The organism is Acinetobacter sp. AL9 (assembly GCF_041464035.1).
Classification (GTDB): Bacteria; Pseudomonadota; Gammaproteobacteria; order Pseudomonadales; family Moraxellaceae; genus Acinetobacter; species Acinetobacter towneri.
The window spans coordinates 1-15119 of record NZ_JAYFSK010000032.1 but is presented as its reverse complement, the minus strand read 5'-3'; the positions used below and the strand labels follow the sequence as shown (position 1 = coordinate 15119).

The following is a 15119-nucleotide window of genomic DNA, read 5'->3' as shown; positions in this document are numbered from 1 at the left end:
TATTTTAGAAATCGCGTTTTAATGCGCACAAAACGCCTGATTAAAATATTCAAACAGTTGTGGCGTTTGCATCCATAAAAAAATCGACAAGCCAAAAAGGGCAGTGATTGCGAGTGTGAGCAATACTTTAAAATTCAATAAAGAATTAATCATGAATGACGTGCTCCTCATCTACCCAAAAATGGACCAAGACCGCAAACGCACTTAAAGCAATAGAAACAATCCAGATTGCATTATAGTTACCTGTCAGATCGTGATTTAAACCGCCAAGCCATCCACCAAAAAATGAGCCGACTTGGTGTGTGAAAAACACAATGCCGCTGAGCATGGTCAGGTACTTAATCCCAAACATATTTGCCACAATACCATTGGTCAAAGGCACTGTAGATAACCACAATAAACCCATAATGATCCCGAATGCATAAATTGTCCAGATGCTTAAAGGCAGGATTAAAAAGGCGATAATGGCAATGCCGCGTAGTCCGTAAAGCCACATTAGCAAATGCGGTTTGGAATAGCGACCGCCTAACCAACCCGCCGTATAGGTGCCTACAATATTAAATAAACCCACGAGTGCTAGAAAAACTGTGCCTGTGGTTGCATTAAAGCCATGATCGATTAAGTAGCTAGGTAAGTGAATCCCGATAAACACCACTTGAAAACCACAGACAAAAAAGCCCAAAGCTAAAAACCAAAAGGGTTTATGGTTTTTGGCAATCACCAAAACTTGTTTAAAGCCTAAAGCGGGTTGGCTGACTGAACTTGCATTAGGGTTTTGATACATGGGTGCTTTGAGCATCCATGCCAAAGGAACAATCAAGACAATTAAAATCGCACTGACAATTAATGCGCCCGACCAACCTACACTTTGTAATAACAATAAGGTCGATGGCAACATGATAAATTGCCCAAACGAGCCTGCAGCACTGGCAATACCCATTGCAAGGCTACGCTTTTCTGGAGGAGCAGCGCGACCTACTGCAGAAAGTAGCACAGGGAAAGAGGTTGCAGAAAGTGCCAAACCTAAAATTAAACCCACACTTAAATTTAGCAATAAGCCTGTCGAGCTGACGGCCATGAGCAATAAGCCGAGTGCATACAGTGCGCCACCAACTGCAACTACAATTTTACTACCGTATTTGTCTGCAAAAGCACCTGTGATGGGTTGGACTGCACCCCAAATTAGGTTTTGCATGGCAATGGCTAAACTAAAGACATTATGTCCCCAGCCAAATTCATGGCTCATAGGCACCAAATACAAACCAAATGCATGCCGAACCCCAAGCGATAATGCCAAAATAATGGCGCTTCCAATTAACATATAAATTAGAGGTTTGGAAAATTGAGCATTCGACATAAGGCATCCACGTATGGCTAACAGCTTGTTATGGTAATCGATTCAGCTCAAGAGCGCGATAAAATAAAATTCATCAAATGATAAAATTGAGTTATCAAGATAGAAGCGATTGCTTTAATTAAATAGTGTAAGAAAAAATAAGACGACCGTAGCCGTCTTAAATTTAGTTGAAAGTGGAAAAGTAAAATTAGAGATTAAAAGCGCATCCCAAAGCCAGCGTATGCAATGATCGGATTCACTTCAATATCTGCTTTAGAGTGAATCAATTCACCATGTTTGGCATCGGTCACCGTAATGGTGGTTTCATTTTTAAGGTGTGCATAAGATAGTGAACCAACTGCAAACCATTTTTCATTAAAGTCATAGGTAAAACCTAAGGTGGCAACAGGTGCAAACGCATCGGTGGCATCTAACTCAACTTTTGGGTTGGCTGAACTTGGTTTGCCTTCTAAAGATGCGCCTGATTTTCCTTCTTTAATATTGGCAATCATGTGACCTGAAGCAATTAAGTCCTGCTCAGTACGTGGATTAATTTCTAACTCATTGAAATAGGCATACATCAAACCGACGCCAACATAGGGGCGGAACTTATTTACGCCTGTTTTGCCAAAGTGATATTGAAACTCAAATGCAGGTGTCCATGCGCGGGCAGAAGCAGCAGGGCCATGCGCTGCTAAATCGGTAATGAAAATATCATTTTGTAATTCTAGTTCACCCAACGCACCGCCTAATGGACGTGCAATTGCGGAGAAGGGTGCATAAATTTTACCTTTGCCTTGCAAATCAACTTTAGGTGGAATGCCGCCTTTGACTTCAAAGGAAATATTATCGGTAAAGAAATAGTTGCTGATAATACCCAGTGTGGTGACATCATCTGCTTCTAAACCTGTGCCGGGATTATCCCATTGCTCCAAACCTGAAATTGTGGCTTGTCCACTCATGTTGGCAGGTACGGTAGGCAGTAAATTTAATGCTCCGCTTAATAGTACGGGTGGCTCAAAACCGTCACGTAAATTATCTCTTACAGTTTGAGATTGAACCTCACCGACATCGGCTGTGTAGCCGTTGTGAATGGCTGTATTGACCCGAAAAGGTTGTGCTTTGCCTTGTGGCATAACGTGCAGCGCACCTACCGAAACAGAAAAGCGTTTAAAACCATCACCATCTTTTAAACTAAAATAAGGTGAGTTGGCATAACTGATGACTGGCAAACTACTCAGTGCCAAACAGCATAGTGTTTTTTTCATTGTGGAACTCCATGTCCAATTTTGCTTGTTGTTATTTACGGCATTGTTATGCAAGGCATTATGAAATGGACTGGAAAAATAAAACTGTTGTTTTTACAAGATATTTTTTTAAACTTTTGTGAATAACTGGAAAAGTGTGCAGGTGTTTTGTTAAATCCAAAACTGTTGAATACGTGAAAATGCTTGTTTTATTGGATGGCTTTAAAGTTCTATTGGTTTGAAATAAAAAGATTTTATAGAAATTGTATGCGTTGAAATTAATAAAAAAGACCAGTCGGAACTGATCTTTTTGACATACAGGTTAAATTTTTAGCCAATGACAGATTTTGGCTGCAAACACGTTATGCAGTAAAGCGTGATAAATCTTCATCGGGGCGGGCAGTCAGCACTTCCAAGCCATCTTTGGTGACCAAAATGGTGTGTTCAAACTGTGCCGATAATTTGTGGTCTTTGGTCACCACTGTCCATTTATCGCCAAGTAATTTGGTTTGCCATACGCCTGCATTGACCATTGGTTCAATGGTAAAAGTCATACCTTCTTCTAAAATCATGCCTGTGTTGGCTTGACCATAGTGCAATACTTGTGGCTCATCGTGGAAGGTCGTCCCAATACCATGACCGCAATATTCACGCACGACACTAAAGCGTTCAGATTCAACATATTTTTGAATCGCATGACCAATATCACCAATGGTTGAACCGGGTTTAACGGTTGCCATACCGCGATACATCGCTTCTTGGGCAACTTTGCATAAACGATTGGCTAAAATGGAAGTTTCACCACCCACGATATACATCATATTGGTATCGCCGTGGAAACCATCTTTAATGACTGTGACATCAATATTTAAAATATCGCCTTTCTTCAGCACTTTACTTTCTGACGGAATACCGTGACAAACCACATGGTTAACCGATGTGCAAATGGTGTGTTGGAATGCTGGACGACCCGGAGCAGCACCATAACCTAAGCAGGCAGGAATAGCTTGTTGTTGATTGACAATATAGTCATGGCAAATCGTATCCAGTTCGAGCGTAGTAACGCCTGGTTTAACGTGTGCTTTGATCATCTCCAAAACTTCTGCCGCCAGTCGTCCTGCCACGCGCATTTTTTCAATATCTTCTGCGGTTTTGATGAGTCGACGAGGTGCTTGATAAGTTGTGTTCATGATCTTTAAAAACTTTTGGAAATTTGTGTGTGACTATGGTATAAATAGCCGCCCATTTTATCAAATGCTTTTTATGAATATGTTTCAAAGAGCTTGGTAAAAGGGAAATTAAAAATCCGCACATATATCGTCACATTACTCTGGGTGCCCTTTGGGGTGGAGAATGCGGATATATGGAGGCCTAACCCAAACATTTAAGGTAAAGAAAATGGCAGATTACAACGTAAGCATGCGCGACCTTCTTCAAGCTGGCGCACACTTTGGTCACCAAACACGTTTCTGGAACCCAAAGATGCGTCAATACATCTTTGGTGCGCGTAACAAAATTCACATCATCAACCTTGAACACACTGTTCCTGCGTTAAATGATGCTTTGAACTTTGCAAACCAATTGGCTAGCAAAAAGAACAAAGTTTTGTTCGTTGGTACAAAACGTGCTGCTTCTGCAATCATCCGTGAACAAGCTCAACGCGCTGGTCAACCGTATGTAGATCACCGTTGGTTAGGTGGTATGTTGACGAACTGGAAAACACTTCGCCAATCTATCAGCCGTTTAAAAGATCTTCAAGTTCAGTCTACTGACGGTACTTTTGCTAAGCTTACTAAACGTGAAGCTTTAGAGCGTAGCCGTGAAATGGAAAAACTTGAGCGCGCTTTAGGCGGTGTGAAAAACATGGGTGGTTTACCTGACGCATTATTCGTAATTGACGTTGATCACGAAGCAATTGCAATTAAAGAAGCGAAAAACTTAGGTATTCCTGTAATCGGTATCGTTGATACAAACTCTAACCCAGACAACGTAGACTACGTTATTCCGGGTAACGACGATGCGATCCGTGCAGTAACACTTTACGCTTCTTCAATGGCTGATGCGATCATTGCTGGTAAAGAATACGCTCAAACTCAAGCCAATGCTCAAGCAAAAGGCGAAGAAGCTCCTGCTTCTGAGGCTTAATGCGTTTTGACGTAAGCTTGTCATTTTTGCGACATGTGATGGTGGCAAAGTAAGCGTCATGTATGCAGACGGCCCAAGAGACACCCTCTGGGCCGTTTCTGTTAAAAAAAGAATTCATTTTCTACCGATTTTAGGAGATAAACATGACTGCAGTTACAGCAAGCATGGTTAAAGAATTGCGTGATCGTACTGGTCTAGCAATGATGGAATGTAAAAAAGCATTAACAGAAGCGGGCGGTGACATCGAATTAGCGATTGACAACCTTCGTAAATCTGGTCAAGCAAAAGCTGCTAAAAAAGCAGGTAACATTGCTGCTGACGGTGCAATCACAATCGTTCAAGAAGGCAACAAAGCGATTCTTTTAGAAGTAAACTGTCAAACTGACTTCGTTGCAAAAGACGAAAACTTTGCTGGTTTCTCTGCGAAAGTTGCTGCTGCTGCTCTTGCTGCAAACGAAACTGATGCTGCTAAAATTGCTGAACTTAAACTTGAAGATGGCGCAACTGTTGAAGAAACACGTGTTGCACTTGTTCAAAAAATTGGTGAAAACATCCAAGTTCGTCGTGCACAAATCGTTGAAGGTGAAAACCTTGCTGTGTACAAGCACGGTTTAAAAATCGGTGTTGTTGTTTCTTACACAGGTGATGCTGCGACTGGTAAAGGTATTGCAATGCACGTTGCTGCATTCAACCCAGTTGCTGTTACTGCTGAACAAGTTCCTGCTGATCTTATCGCTAAAGAGAAAGAAATTGCAGAAGCGAAAGCAGTTGAATCTGGTAAGCCTGCAAACATCGTAGAGAAGATGGTAACTGGTTCAGTTGAAAAATACTTGAACGAAGTTGCGCTTGATCGTCAAATGTACGTAATTGACAACGAGAAGAAAGTTGCTGAAGTATTAAAAGCAACTGGTACAACTGTTGCTCAATTCGTTCGTTTCGAAGTAGGCGAAGGTATTGAGAAAAAAGCAGAAATGAGCTTCGCTGAAGAAGTTGCTGCTGCTCAAGCTGCTGCAAAATAATTTTTACTTAAGGTAAAATATTTTGTAAGGAAAGCCCCAATTTATTTTGGGGCTTTTTTGTGAATATAGATTTTAGCGATATGCAATTGAAGCATAAATATTGAGATGAGAATTAAAAAATATTTATTTTAAATCAGTATGTTATGGGTGATTGACTTAATCGTATAGAGCGGAATCAGAACAAGAAGGTTATATGGCAAATAAAAAGAATTTAAGCATCGGCGCAATTATTGTAGTGCTAATTGCTGCATTTTTTGGCATAGATTTACAGCAGTTTCAGTCTGAAACATCAAATGCACCATCTACAAGTACTGCTCGCACATCGCAAACTGAAAAAGAGCAGTTAGACGTACAGCGAGATGCGCTGCAAGATGATGCTCAGGGTGTTCAGCTGATTGAACGTGCGTTTGAGCGCAAACAGAGCGATTTACAAGTCCGTGCGAGTGGGCAGGTCATTGCAGTGTTAGCGGATGACAACGAAGGCTCACGTCATCAAAAATTTATTTTAAAACTGAATAATGGGCAAACTGTATTGGTTGCACATAATATTGATCTTGCACCACGAATTACCAATATTGCAAAAGGTGATACTGTTGAGTTTTTTGGTGAATATGAATACTCAGATAAGGGTGGGGTGATTCACTGGACGCATCATGATCCAGCAAATAAACACGTGGGCGGATGGTTAAAACATCAAGGAAGAACCTATCAATAACGGTTCTTCCGATAACGAAAATAGGATATAGCGTTTAAATGCTCATAATGCTGTTTTTACGACGTGTTTTCCAAGAGGGTAGGATTTTACCTAAATAGGCATCCATGCACCAAATTGGGCCAATGAGAAGGAATTGGAGGTCTTTGAAGAATGAAGGCTTTTTCCCTTCAACTTTGTGACCATAAAACTGCCCAATCCACGCCAAAACAAAAATTGCGATATAAAAACCCATTCCAACAGGCAAAACATAAATCAGCCATGCCATTACCAGCATTAATGCTGCCATTGCAACTGCAAGAACCAAGTCTAAACGTGCATAAAAAATAAAACTGAGCACCAGAAGTAAGGTTGTCAGTAAAGCGCTGAAATGCGCCAAGATGCCGACAATCGAAAAAAAGATCGTAGGTACGCACACCCAGTGAATTAATTTATTGGTTTTATTTTGATGGCTCTCGCTGTATTCATCTAGCCACTCGCTTACTGTCTTCATGTGCTACTCCTGTAGACCGATCATCCGTTGTTATTGTTTGACTGTCTAAAATATAACTGAGAACAGTGAGGCGGTCAAAACAGTATTCATATTTTCAAAATGAAGTGGCAACAAAATTTGTGTGGATCATCTTTGTGCAGACATGCATGGGATGACTGTAAATCTTACAGGCATTAAAAAAGCCACATTGCTGTGGCTTTCAAGTCAAATGTGAAGTCGTGTAAGCGAATCTTAAGAGTTTGGACCGTCAATACGCTCAATGCTTACTTTGGCAGTACCTGCATTGGTGATGCCCAATTGTTTTGCAGCGCCATAAGAAAGATCGAGTACACGGTTGCCATGGAATGGACCACGGTCATTTACTTTAACTACAACGCTTTTACCATTGTTTTTATTGGTTACGCGAATATAGCAGTTTAGCGGCAGGCTACGGTGTGCAGCAGTCATTGCGTTCATGTCGAACGTTTCACCGCTTGCAGTTTTACGACCGTGGAATTGACGACCGTACCAAGATGCCATACCTGTTTGGCTAAATTTACGTACAGTGTTCGATGCCACTGTATTTAACTTTTCAATCACTGAAGGCTCTTCAGCAGGAATTTCAATTTTCGCTGCAATCGTTTGACGACGGATTTTGTCGCCTGAACGTTCGGTGATTGAAAGGCTATTCAAATTTGAGAAATGTGAATTAAAACTTTGTGCTTCTTTGTTGAGTACACGCGCAGCTAGGCTAGATGACTCATTATCATTGTTGAATGATGATTGCACCATTTCAGCTTGCGACTGACTTAGTGCAACAGCTGCAGAAAGTGCAAGTAAGTATTTAAGTGAACTATGCATGGTTTGAACTCCTGAAGACAGAATTTTTAACTTATTTCGCTCTTAACTGATTGAAATAGTGGTAATCCTGTCTGTAATTTCACTTTTTCGACTACATTTGACGAAATGGATAATATTCATCCCTCACTAAAGGTGTCTAGTCTTTATACGAAAATAATGACAAAAAGTACCAAAAACCAACTCTATTTGATTAAAAAATAATCAATATTGTAACATTATATGTAAAATGTTTGTTTTGTGATCAAATTGTCAAAAATATTTCTTGACTTTTTGGTTTTATATTTAAATTTGTACTTAGCGACTCGCAATTTCAGTGCCCAATAACCACAGTGCAGTCGCATACATACGGCTACGGTTATAAGTCGTAATCACCTGAAAATTTGGGTAGGTTATATAGTAGATATGACCATAATTTTCTTGTAATTGAATGACATTGACCAAGTCGAGGTCATCTATTTGCACAATTGGATTCATTGGCATCACGCCTTGCGATTTTAAAACCCCATAAGGTGTTGGCAGGGTCAAATCTTTGGCAATGACACTGTCAGGATTGTTGCCTGTATATCGTGCAGCAAATGCAATGGGTTGATTGCGCTGCCAGCCATGTTGTGCCAAGTAGTTTGCAATGGAGCCAATGGCATCGACTGCCGAGTTGCGTAGATCAATATGTCCGTTGCCGTCATAATCGACCCCAAATTTTGGAATATTGCTAGGCATAAACTGCGGATAACCAACAGCACCTGCATAAGAACCAACAATTGAAGAAGTTGGCACACCATCTTTATATGACCATGCGATCAGTGCTGCGAGTTCATCTTTAAAGTATTCCGCGCGACGTTCATAACCAAAGCCTAAGGTGGCAAGGGCATCACGGGTTACAAAAGAGCCCTTATTGCTTCCAAAACCTGTTTCTACACCCAGAATCCCTAAAATAATGGATTGCGGTACACCAAATTGCTGTTCAGCACGATTGAGCGTGTCTGCATATTGTTGTTTAAAGCGCACACCGCGCTGAATAGTGCTTTCTGCAAGGAAATTGGTTTTATAGTCGTACCAAGGCTTACTTTCGCCTGGGCGGTTCATGATGTTGATGATATTGGGTAAGTTTTTAGAGCCTTCCATCGCCCAATCGACTTGTGCTGCACTCAAGCCATAGGTCTGCATGGTTTTTTGTTTAAAACTGGCATAAGACGGATGATTTTGGAAATCATTGGCCTGACAAAAACTGGTGATAGAAAATGCACCAATGAGTAAAGAAAGACGTTTTAGTTTGTTATAAAAATCAAGTTTGAACATATTGAGGAAAATTCCAAATTGATGATTTACACAACTTATTTATATGCAGTAAATAAGTTGCTACTTATATATGAAGAATAAGCCGCTATTGGGGCCAAACTGCGAAAGCGAAGTAAGCGGCTAAGATAGCATTCATGCGTGACTGGTTTGCAAAAACTTATACAAAAATAGACAAAGAATGTGTAAAAAGCGCGCAGGATTTGTAACAAAATTCAATCTAGGTGCAAAAAGTTATTCTTGATTGTGCAAAAGTTGCAGACATATCCTGATATTGCATTGCATATAAAAATGCCTGATCAAAATCAGGCATTTTGCACTTAACATGCAACAAAAGGGCTTAAAACGCATTATGAGTTAAACCCACTGATATTAATGATGGAATAAGGTGTCGTGATATTCCGCTAAAACCAAGAGTTCCTCTTTGGTTAAATTTGGGATGATTTTATCCACCGCAATATGGACAGCTTTAATTACCGCTGCTGCGCCAATATCTGCTGCTTTACGCTTAATCATGCCCAAATCGAGGGTTTTGTTAAAGTCGCTCATAAAGTGGCGTACCGTCGCTTCTGCAAACTGTTTATATAGTTCGGTTAAAGCAGCTTTGTTCACTTCATTGCCTGCTTGAATTTCGGCATAGTTGTGTTTCAGGTTGGTCACTAAACTTGCATCGAGCGTTTCACCTACACGTGCATTGCCTACTGCATCTTTAAAGCTACTGCGCTCAGAAAATTCAATCGATTGTTTCACGACATCATTTGGCGCTTTGCTTAATAATTGTTTTAGGAGTACTGCAACGGTAGATTTGACATAGCCCGCAAGTTTTTCGGCAGTGTCGCGTTTATCGCTGGCAGGAAAACGACGTACCAACTCGGTTAAAATGGCATCAATGATTTCTTCATTAATCATTAATGCGGTTTTGTCGCGCAGTGGGTACAGCGGCTCACTTGAATTTTTTTTCTGTTGTGCAGTTTCAATCGTATTTAATAATTCTGCAGATGGAATGAATCCAAAAAATGGCATTGTTCAACCTCAATGTTGTTATTGTCGCGCTAAACGAATAGGGCGAGGCATCCATGTTAAGTCCGATACACGGCAAGGGTTAATGTCTAAACCACCACGACGTGTATAGGTTGCATATACCATCAGTTTTTCTGGTGCGAATTTTTGCCAGATGTCTGCAAACATCTGTTCCACACATTGTTCATGGAAACCATTATGCTGACGATAAGAAATAATATAAGCCAAAATACTGCGATAACAAGGTTTTTTGCCTTGATAACGGATAAAAACCGTGCCCCAGTCAGGTTGTCCTGTGACAGGACAATTGCTGCGTAATAAATGTGAGAAAAGTTGTACCTCTATATCTTCCGCTTGTTCTAAATCGAATTGCAATAAACTTGGGTCAGGATGCTGCTCTAAACGCTCAGGCGTGAGCTGATCAATACAAATACCTTCAGGTTGGCTAATTGCCAAATCATCAACCTTAAATAAAGTTAGCGTAACAGGTGCTTGTGCTGCAGCCGTTAAATCATGCTCAACAGTTTCAATGAAATTGGCTTCAGACTGAAAGCGAGTAAAGTTCATACTATTAAAGTAGAGCTTTAATGATTTTGATTCGATCAGGTTAGGTGATGAAGCAGGTAGCGTAATCCGACCAATCGCAACCTGTGGAACACCTGCGGCATTCAACCACGAAATTTCAAAAACGTGCCACCAGTCTTGCCCGAGTTGAATTCCCTCAACATCTGCATATTTTTCACGTGCAGCAGCACGTGAAATAGGGAACAAAATATCGGGTTGATATTCTGTAGGATAATTGGTGTCTTTACCAAGAAGAGATTGTTCAACACTCATTATTCACGCATTCCTGAACCACGAGAAAGTAAATGATAGGCAATACCATAAAGCACTGCACAGCATAGTGTAATCACAGATAATGAAATCGTCACGTTGACATCACTATGTCCTAAAATGCCGTAACGGAAAGCATTAACCATATACACCACAGGGTTAATTAAAGAGAGATTTTGCCAAAAAGGGCTTAAGGCACTAATGGCATAGAATACACCACCTAAATAAGTCAGTGGAGTCAGTACAAAAGTTGGAATAATAGAAATATCATCAAATGATTTGGCATAAACAGCATTAATAAAACCGCCTAATGAAAATAAAAAGGACGTAATTAATACGGTATAAATGGTAACAAACCAATTGGTAATATAAAGGTCGGTAAAGAATAGACTCATGGTGGTGACAATAATACCGACCAATACGCCACGGATAACACCACCCAAAACATAACCCCATAAAATGGCATGCAACGGTACAGGACTCATGATCAGTTCTTCAATGCTTTTCTGGAATTTTGCACTAAAAAAACTTGAAGATACGTTGGCATAGCTGTTGGTAATGACTGCCATCATAATTAAGCCGGGCACAATAAATTGCATATAGCTAAAGCCGCCCATTTCACCAATACGCGAACCGACCAAATTACCAAAAATCACGAAGTACAAACTCATGGTAATAGCAGGTGGTAACAAGGTTTGTGGCCAAATGCGCATAAAACGACGAATTTCTTTATGCACTAAGGTATAGAGTGCAATCCGCAGTTGGGTAAAATTCATTGCGCAGCTCCATCTAAATTCTTTTCGACCATTTTGACAAATAACTCTTCTAGACGGTTGGACTTATTACGCATACTGCGCACGCGAATGCCTTGTGCTTCTAAAAGTTGGAATAAATCATTTAAGGTGTGAGCTTTATCCATAGTGACTTCTAGGGTCACTGCATCAATTAAGTTGAAACGTACACCAATAATATCTAGATGAATGGGTTGAATAGGTTCAGCCAAATCGAAAATAAAAGATTCTTCACTTAACTGGTTTAAGAAGTTTTTCATTGAAGTGTCTTCTTTAATCACACCACGATCAATAATCGCGATACGACGACACAACATTTCCGCTTCTTCTAAATAGTGGGTAGTGAGAATGATTGAGGTGCCTTTATCATTCATCTCTGTTAAAAAATCCCACATTGAACGACGCAGCTCAATATCTACACCTGCAGTGGGTTCATCCAAAATAAGCAGTTTCGGCTCGTGCATCATGGCACGTGCAATCATTAAACGACGTTTCATACCGCCAGACAGCATTCGCGCTTGAGTGGCACGTTTATCCCATAAACCCAGTTTTTCTAAATATTCTTCGGCACGTTGCTCGGCAACTTTTTTAGGGATGCCGTAATAGCCTGCTTGTGTGACCAAAATATCAAAGGTCTTTTCAAACTGACCAAAGTTAAATTCTTGCGGTACTACCCCTAAACATTGCTTGGCTTGGGATGGTTGGGTATCTAGATTATGCCCAAAAATTTCGACGGTACCTGCAGTTTTTTTGGTAAGAGAACTGATGATGCTAATGGTTGTAGATTTACCTGCACCATTGGGTCCAAGTAGGGCATAAAACTCGCCTTCAGGAACGGTCAAATTAATTCCTTTCAGTGCTTGGAAACCATTTCGATAGGTCTTTGACACGTCCCTTAACGTCAATGCATCAGTCATGAAATTCTCACTTGAGGAATAGAGCCACTATTGTGAGCGATCCACGTCAATAAACCAAGTAAGTTACATGGAATTCTTTGTTCCAAGTTTGGAACATTGTTTAAAGCATAAGCATAAAAATACGTAACTTATATATAGTTGCTTTACCTTCAGCAATTTTTTGTTATGATGTGCAGCGCGCGCTCATAGCTCAACTGGATAGAGTACAGGTCTCCGAAGCCTGTGGCGTGGGTTCGAGTCCCGCTGAGCGCACCAAATTAGTATATAAGCATTGAACTGTAATATAAAAAATAGTTGAAAAGTATATAAAAAATTAAGATAAACATTCGATCTTATTTGCCATAGCCTGATCACGTTTTTCAGCATATAAAACTCACATATTTTAAAACTGAAAAATCTGAGGGCAGCTTCGTGGGCTATATCGTTAAACTCATTCCAGAAAACTTATATTTTGTTCCGCATGATAATGAAATTGGTACCACGGAATTTCGCAGTAAAGCCGTCGCAGAAGGTTTGTTCTACGATTATGCTGAAGCAACAGCAATGGTAAAGCTATACAATAAAGATATGCTGCAAGATGTTGATTATGAAATTGAGTTAATTGAATAATCGTCGACTTCTTATTATTTGAAAGTATCGCCAAGTTATGCAGAAGCTAATCGCAAAGCTGGAGCTTTTAACCGCATAAAATTATGCCGTAACTGAAAATTAAATCAATTGAAATTTTGCTGTGTGAATGTGTTGAAATGTAGTGGGCTATTGCAGCAAAAAATAAGTTTCACTATATTAAAACTACAGTAGGTCATTCAATGTAATAGACGCTACGATGCAGTTGGACGGATCAATGACAGCTCGTTGAGTTTGTAACTCTTGTTCAAACAATAAAATTAGCACTAGCCTTCCAACATAAAAAAACTCGCAGCAATGCGAGTTTTTTCTGTGCTAGAATGAAAAACAAGCAAATTTACTGTGGTTTTGTAAGTTGTAAATAAAATTTTAAAAAATATGTGTTTGAATTTATTAGATAATTTAAATTTAGTTTAAAAAAATACTACATTGTCAAACAATCTAACAACTCACTTTTTTAAAAAATTTATAAGCTATGGTATAAAAAATTTCCGTCAAGAAAAAGGGAACAACAATGACGCAAATCATCGATATTAAAGTTAAAGACCAGTTTAGCCATATTTACGAAGCAAAAGCATTGCTACGTAATATCCCAGAAACTTCATTGGCAGCGGGTTTGGCACTATTTCACAAAATTGAACACATTATTGTGGAAGGTGAAGTGATTTTACCAAGCATCGAACTTTTGTTTGAAAGCCGCGAGTCTGATAGTATTTTCCGTGTGTTGGAGTAAATATTTGTGAGACTACTTTATTTTTAGAAAAGCTCATTTCGATGAGCTTTTTTGTGCGCAGGATTTTTAAAGCACACGTAAATAAAGTGCTCATTAAGTGTAAAACATATCGCTTTAAACCGTCTGATCTTCTACAAGTTGGATATTTACATCGTATTTATCAAACTCTTGAATAATTTTTTGAATGACCGCTTGCCCAATGTCATCATCGGGTTGAAAACTCAACTCTTGATTGGTTTGACTATCAAAACATTCAATTTGCAAGATTTGCCAGAGCTGGGCATCTGTACTTTGTTGAATCACTATGCGTCGCGGTTGTAAATGTGCTGAAATTTGACGCGGCAACACATTGGTAATCGCTAACTGTATTTGGCTTTCCTGATCTTTTGGGCTTAAAAAGGTAATCACCCAATTGCCAACTTTACTGAGTTGCATTGGATTGTCATAAGCATCAAACGCTAAAAAAAATGCATGATTCATCATGACCCTGTGCCTCAACAATTCTGGAAAATACTATATCGCTGATTTTTATGAGTCGGGGCTATGCCGCTAAAGTCTTAGCTTTTATAGGGATAATGAATCTAAGGTTTAGATGTGGATTTATATGTGTTTTTAAGGTGTTGAAAAGTAATAAAAATAAATTAATCCATATGTCCCTGAGCATGGTTTTAATTGTTAAAAAGACTTAAAACTAAGTAAAAAAATCTAAGCTTTAAGTCGGATTAAGCTTTTGCAGAGAGTGGTTGATTTGCTGCAAAATCTGATTGAGTACTTTCGGTGGTAAACGAGTTTCTTGCAAAGAGGTAATCCATTGCATTTGGCAGAGTTTTAAGCTGCGAATATCCTGAGCTTGTAAAATTCGCTGAATCAGTTGTTTTGCCATTAATCCACAATGACGCTGCAAAGTATCCATCATGAGAAATTTTACATCTTCAAAACTCAAAGCGGTAATTTCAGGCTGTATTTCTGCTTGGGGTTCAGGTTGTTCGTAAGCGTCCGCTGAACCCCATGCCTATTTTTTAATTCGGTTCAGGTTTCCAGCGGTGTGGTAGCAATTCTTCAATCTGAGTCACTTTATGTGTCGGCAACCTTTTCAGCACATCACTTAAATA

The 15119-nt window shown here is 39.6% G+C and carries 18 protein-coding genes, 1 tRNA gene and 1 pseudogene; 6 read left to right on the top strand and 14 right to left on the bottom strand.

Going from position 1 to position 15119, the window contains the following annotated elements; all coding sequences use genetic code 11:
• Nucleotides 1–18: 18 nt before the first annotated feature.
• The 4 genes from ACEO2X_RS08685 to map form a co-directional block, all read right to left on the bottom strand.
• Entirely contained in the window at nucleotides 19–153 is a 135-nt protein-coding gene (locus ACEO2X_RS08685; RefSeq protein ID WP_019836563.1) for a hypothetical protein, read from the bottom strand.
• On the bottom strand, nucleotides 146–1357 hold the full coding sequence (locus tag ACEO2X_RS08680; protein WP_104852269.1) for an MFS transporter: 1212 nt from the start codon (nucleotides 1355–1357) through the stop codon (nucleotides 146–148). Before ACEO2X_RS08680 ends, ACEO2X_RS08685 begins: the two co-directional genes overlap by 8 nt.
• 194 nt (nucleotides 1358–1551) lie before the next feature.
• Nucleotides 1552–2604, bottom strand: a complete 1053-nt coding sequence (locus ACEO2X_RS08675) for an OmpW family protein (RefSeq protein WP_371971692.1) — start codon at nucleotides 2602–2604, stop codon at nucleotides 1552–1554.
• A gap of 341 nt (nucleotides 2605–2945) precedes the next feature.
• Nucleotides 2946–3773, bottom strand: a complete 828-nt coding sequence (map, locus tag ACEO2X_RS08670) for a type I methionyl aminopeptidase (protein ID WP_004972787.1) — start codon at nucleotides 3771–3773, stop codon at nucleotides 2946–2948.
• Between the two features lie 208 nt (nucleotides 3774–3981).
• Between map and rpsB the strand changes: the two genes are divergently transcribed.
• The 3 genes from rpsB (at nucleotide 3982) to ACEO2X_RS08655 (ending at nucleotide 6462) form a co-directional block, all read left to right on the top strand.
• Nucleotides 3982–4728, top strand: a complete 747-nt coding sequence (gene rpsB, locus ACEO2X_RS08665; protein WP_004972791.1) for a 30S ribosomal protein S2 — start codon at nucleotides 3982–3984, stop codon at nucleotides 4726–4728.
• Between the two features lie 143 nt (nucleotides 4729–4871).
• Complete coding sequence (gene tsf / locus ACEO2X_RS08660; protein ID WP_004972793.1) at nucleotides 4872–5747, top strand: translation elongation factor Ts; 876 nt, start codon at nucleotides 4872–4874, stop codon at nucleotides 5745–5747.
• A 193-nt stretch (nucleotides 5748–5940) separates the two neighbouring features.
• Nucleotides 5941–6462, top strand: a complete 522-nt coding sequence (locus tag ACEO2X_RS08655) for a DUF3465 domain-containing protein (RefSeq protein WP_004972795.1) — start codon at nucleotides 5941–5943, stop codon at nucleotides 6460–6462.
• A 34-nt stretch (nucleotides 6463–6496) separates the two neighbouring features.
• On the opposite strand, the gene ACEO2X_RS08650 is transcribed toward ACEO2X_RS08655, so the two are convergent.
• From ACEO2X_RS08650 to ACEO2X_RS08620, 7 genes are all read right to left on the bottom strand, one after another.
• Complete coding sequence (locus ACEO2X_RS08650) at nucleotides 6497–6952, bottom strand: DUF962 domain-containing protein (protein ID WP_004972797.1); 456 nt, start codon at nucleotides 6950–6952, stop codon at nucleotides 6497–6499.
• 231 nt (nucleotides 6953–7183) lie between these two features.
• Complete coding sequence (locus tag ACEO2X_RS08645; RefSeq protein ID WP_242769614.1) at nucleotides 7184–7792, bottom strand: septal ring lytic transglycosylase RlpA family protein; 609 nt, start codon at nucleotides 7790–7792, stop codon at nucleotides 7184–7186.
• 294 nt (nucleotides 7793–8086) lie between these two features.
• Nucleotides 8087–9088, bottom strand: a complete 1002-nt coding sequence (gene mltB, locus ACEO2X_RS08640) for a lytic murein transglycosylase B (protein WP_096902392.1) — start codon at nucleotides 9086–9088, stop codon at nucleotides 8087–8089.
• 369 nt (nucleotides 9089–9457) lie between these two features.
• Entirely contained in the window at nucleotides 9458–10108 is a 651-nt protein-coding gene (locus ACEO2X_RS08635) for a hypothetical protein (RefSeq protein WP_371971684.1), read from the bottom strand.
• Nucleotides 10109–10126: 18 nt separating this feature from the next.
• Nucleotides 10127–10942: an NADPH-dependent 7-cyano-7-deazaguanine reductase QueF gene (queF, locus tag ACEO2X_RS08630; RefSeq protein ID WP_004972810.1), complete on the bottom strand. Its 816-nt coding sequence runs from the start codon at nucleotides 10940–10942 to the stop codon at nucleotides 10127–10129.
• On the bottom strand, nucleotides 10942–11715 hold the full coding sequence (locus tag ACEO2X_RS08625) for an ABC transporter permease (RefSeq protein WP_371971681.1): 774 nt from the start codon (nucleotides 11713–11715) through the stop codon (nucleotides 10942–10944). Before ACEO2X_RS08625 ends, queF begins: the two co-directional genes overlap by 1 nt.
• Nucleotides 11712–12647, bottom strand: coding sequence for an ABC transporter ATP-binding protein (locus tag ACEO2X_RS08620; RefSeq protein ID WP_096902394.1), 936 nt, complete (start codon nucleotides 12645–12647; stop codon nucleotides 11712–11714). The genes ACEO2X_RS08625 and ACEO2X_RS08620 overlap by 4 nt, the downstream gene beginning before the upstream one ends.
• Nucleotides 12648–12826: 179 nt before the next feature.
• Here ACEO2X_RS08620 and ACEO2X_RS08615 point away from each other — a divergent pair.
• The 3 genes from ACEO2X_RS08615 (at nucleotide 12827) to ACEO2X_RS08605 (ending at nucleotide 14007) form a co-directional block, all read left to right on the top strand.
• A tRNA-Arg gene (locus ACEO2X_RS08615) sits at nucleotides 12827–12902 on the top strand.
• 156 nt (nucleotides 12903–13058) lie between these two features.
• Nucleotides 13059–13256, top strand: a complete 198-nt coding sequence (locus ACEO2X_RS08610) for a hypothetical protein (protein WP_004972905.1) — start codon at nucleotides 13059–13061, stop codon at nucleotides 13254–13256.
• A 532-nt stretch (nucleotides 13257–13788) separates the two neighbouring features.
• Complete coding sequence (locus ACEO2X_RS08605; protein WP_004972907.1) at nucleotides 13789–14007, top strand: hypothetical protein; 219 nt, start codon at nucleotides 13789–13791, stop codon at nucleotides 14005–14007.
• Nucleotides 14008–14121: 114 nt separating this feature from the next.
• Here the strand turns inward: ACEO2X_RS08605 and ACEO2X_RS08600 are convergent, their stop codons facing one another.
• The 3 genes and pseudogenes from ACEO2X_RS08600 to ACEO2X_RS08590 form a co-directional block, all read right to left on the bottom strand.
• A complete protein-coding gene (locus ACEO2X_RS08600) occupies nucleotides 14122–14490 on the bottom strand; it encodes a hypothetical protein (protein WP_371971679.1) in 369 nt (122 codons plus the stop codon).
• 229 nt (nucleotides 14491–14719) lie between these two features.
• A pseudogene (locus ACEO2X_RS08595) lies at nucleotides 14720–14995 on the bottom strand (hypothetical protein); the annotation flags it as partial.
• Between the two features lie 31 nt (nucleotides 14996–15026).
• Nucleotides 15027–15119 (bottom strand): transposase domain-containing protein (locus ACEO2X_RS08590; protein WP_178867550.1); only part of this gene is annotated, 93 nt, incomplete at its 5' end.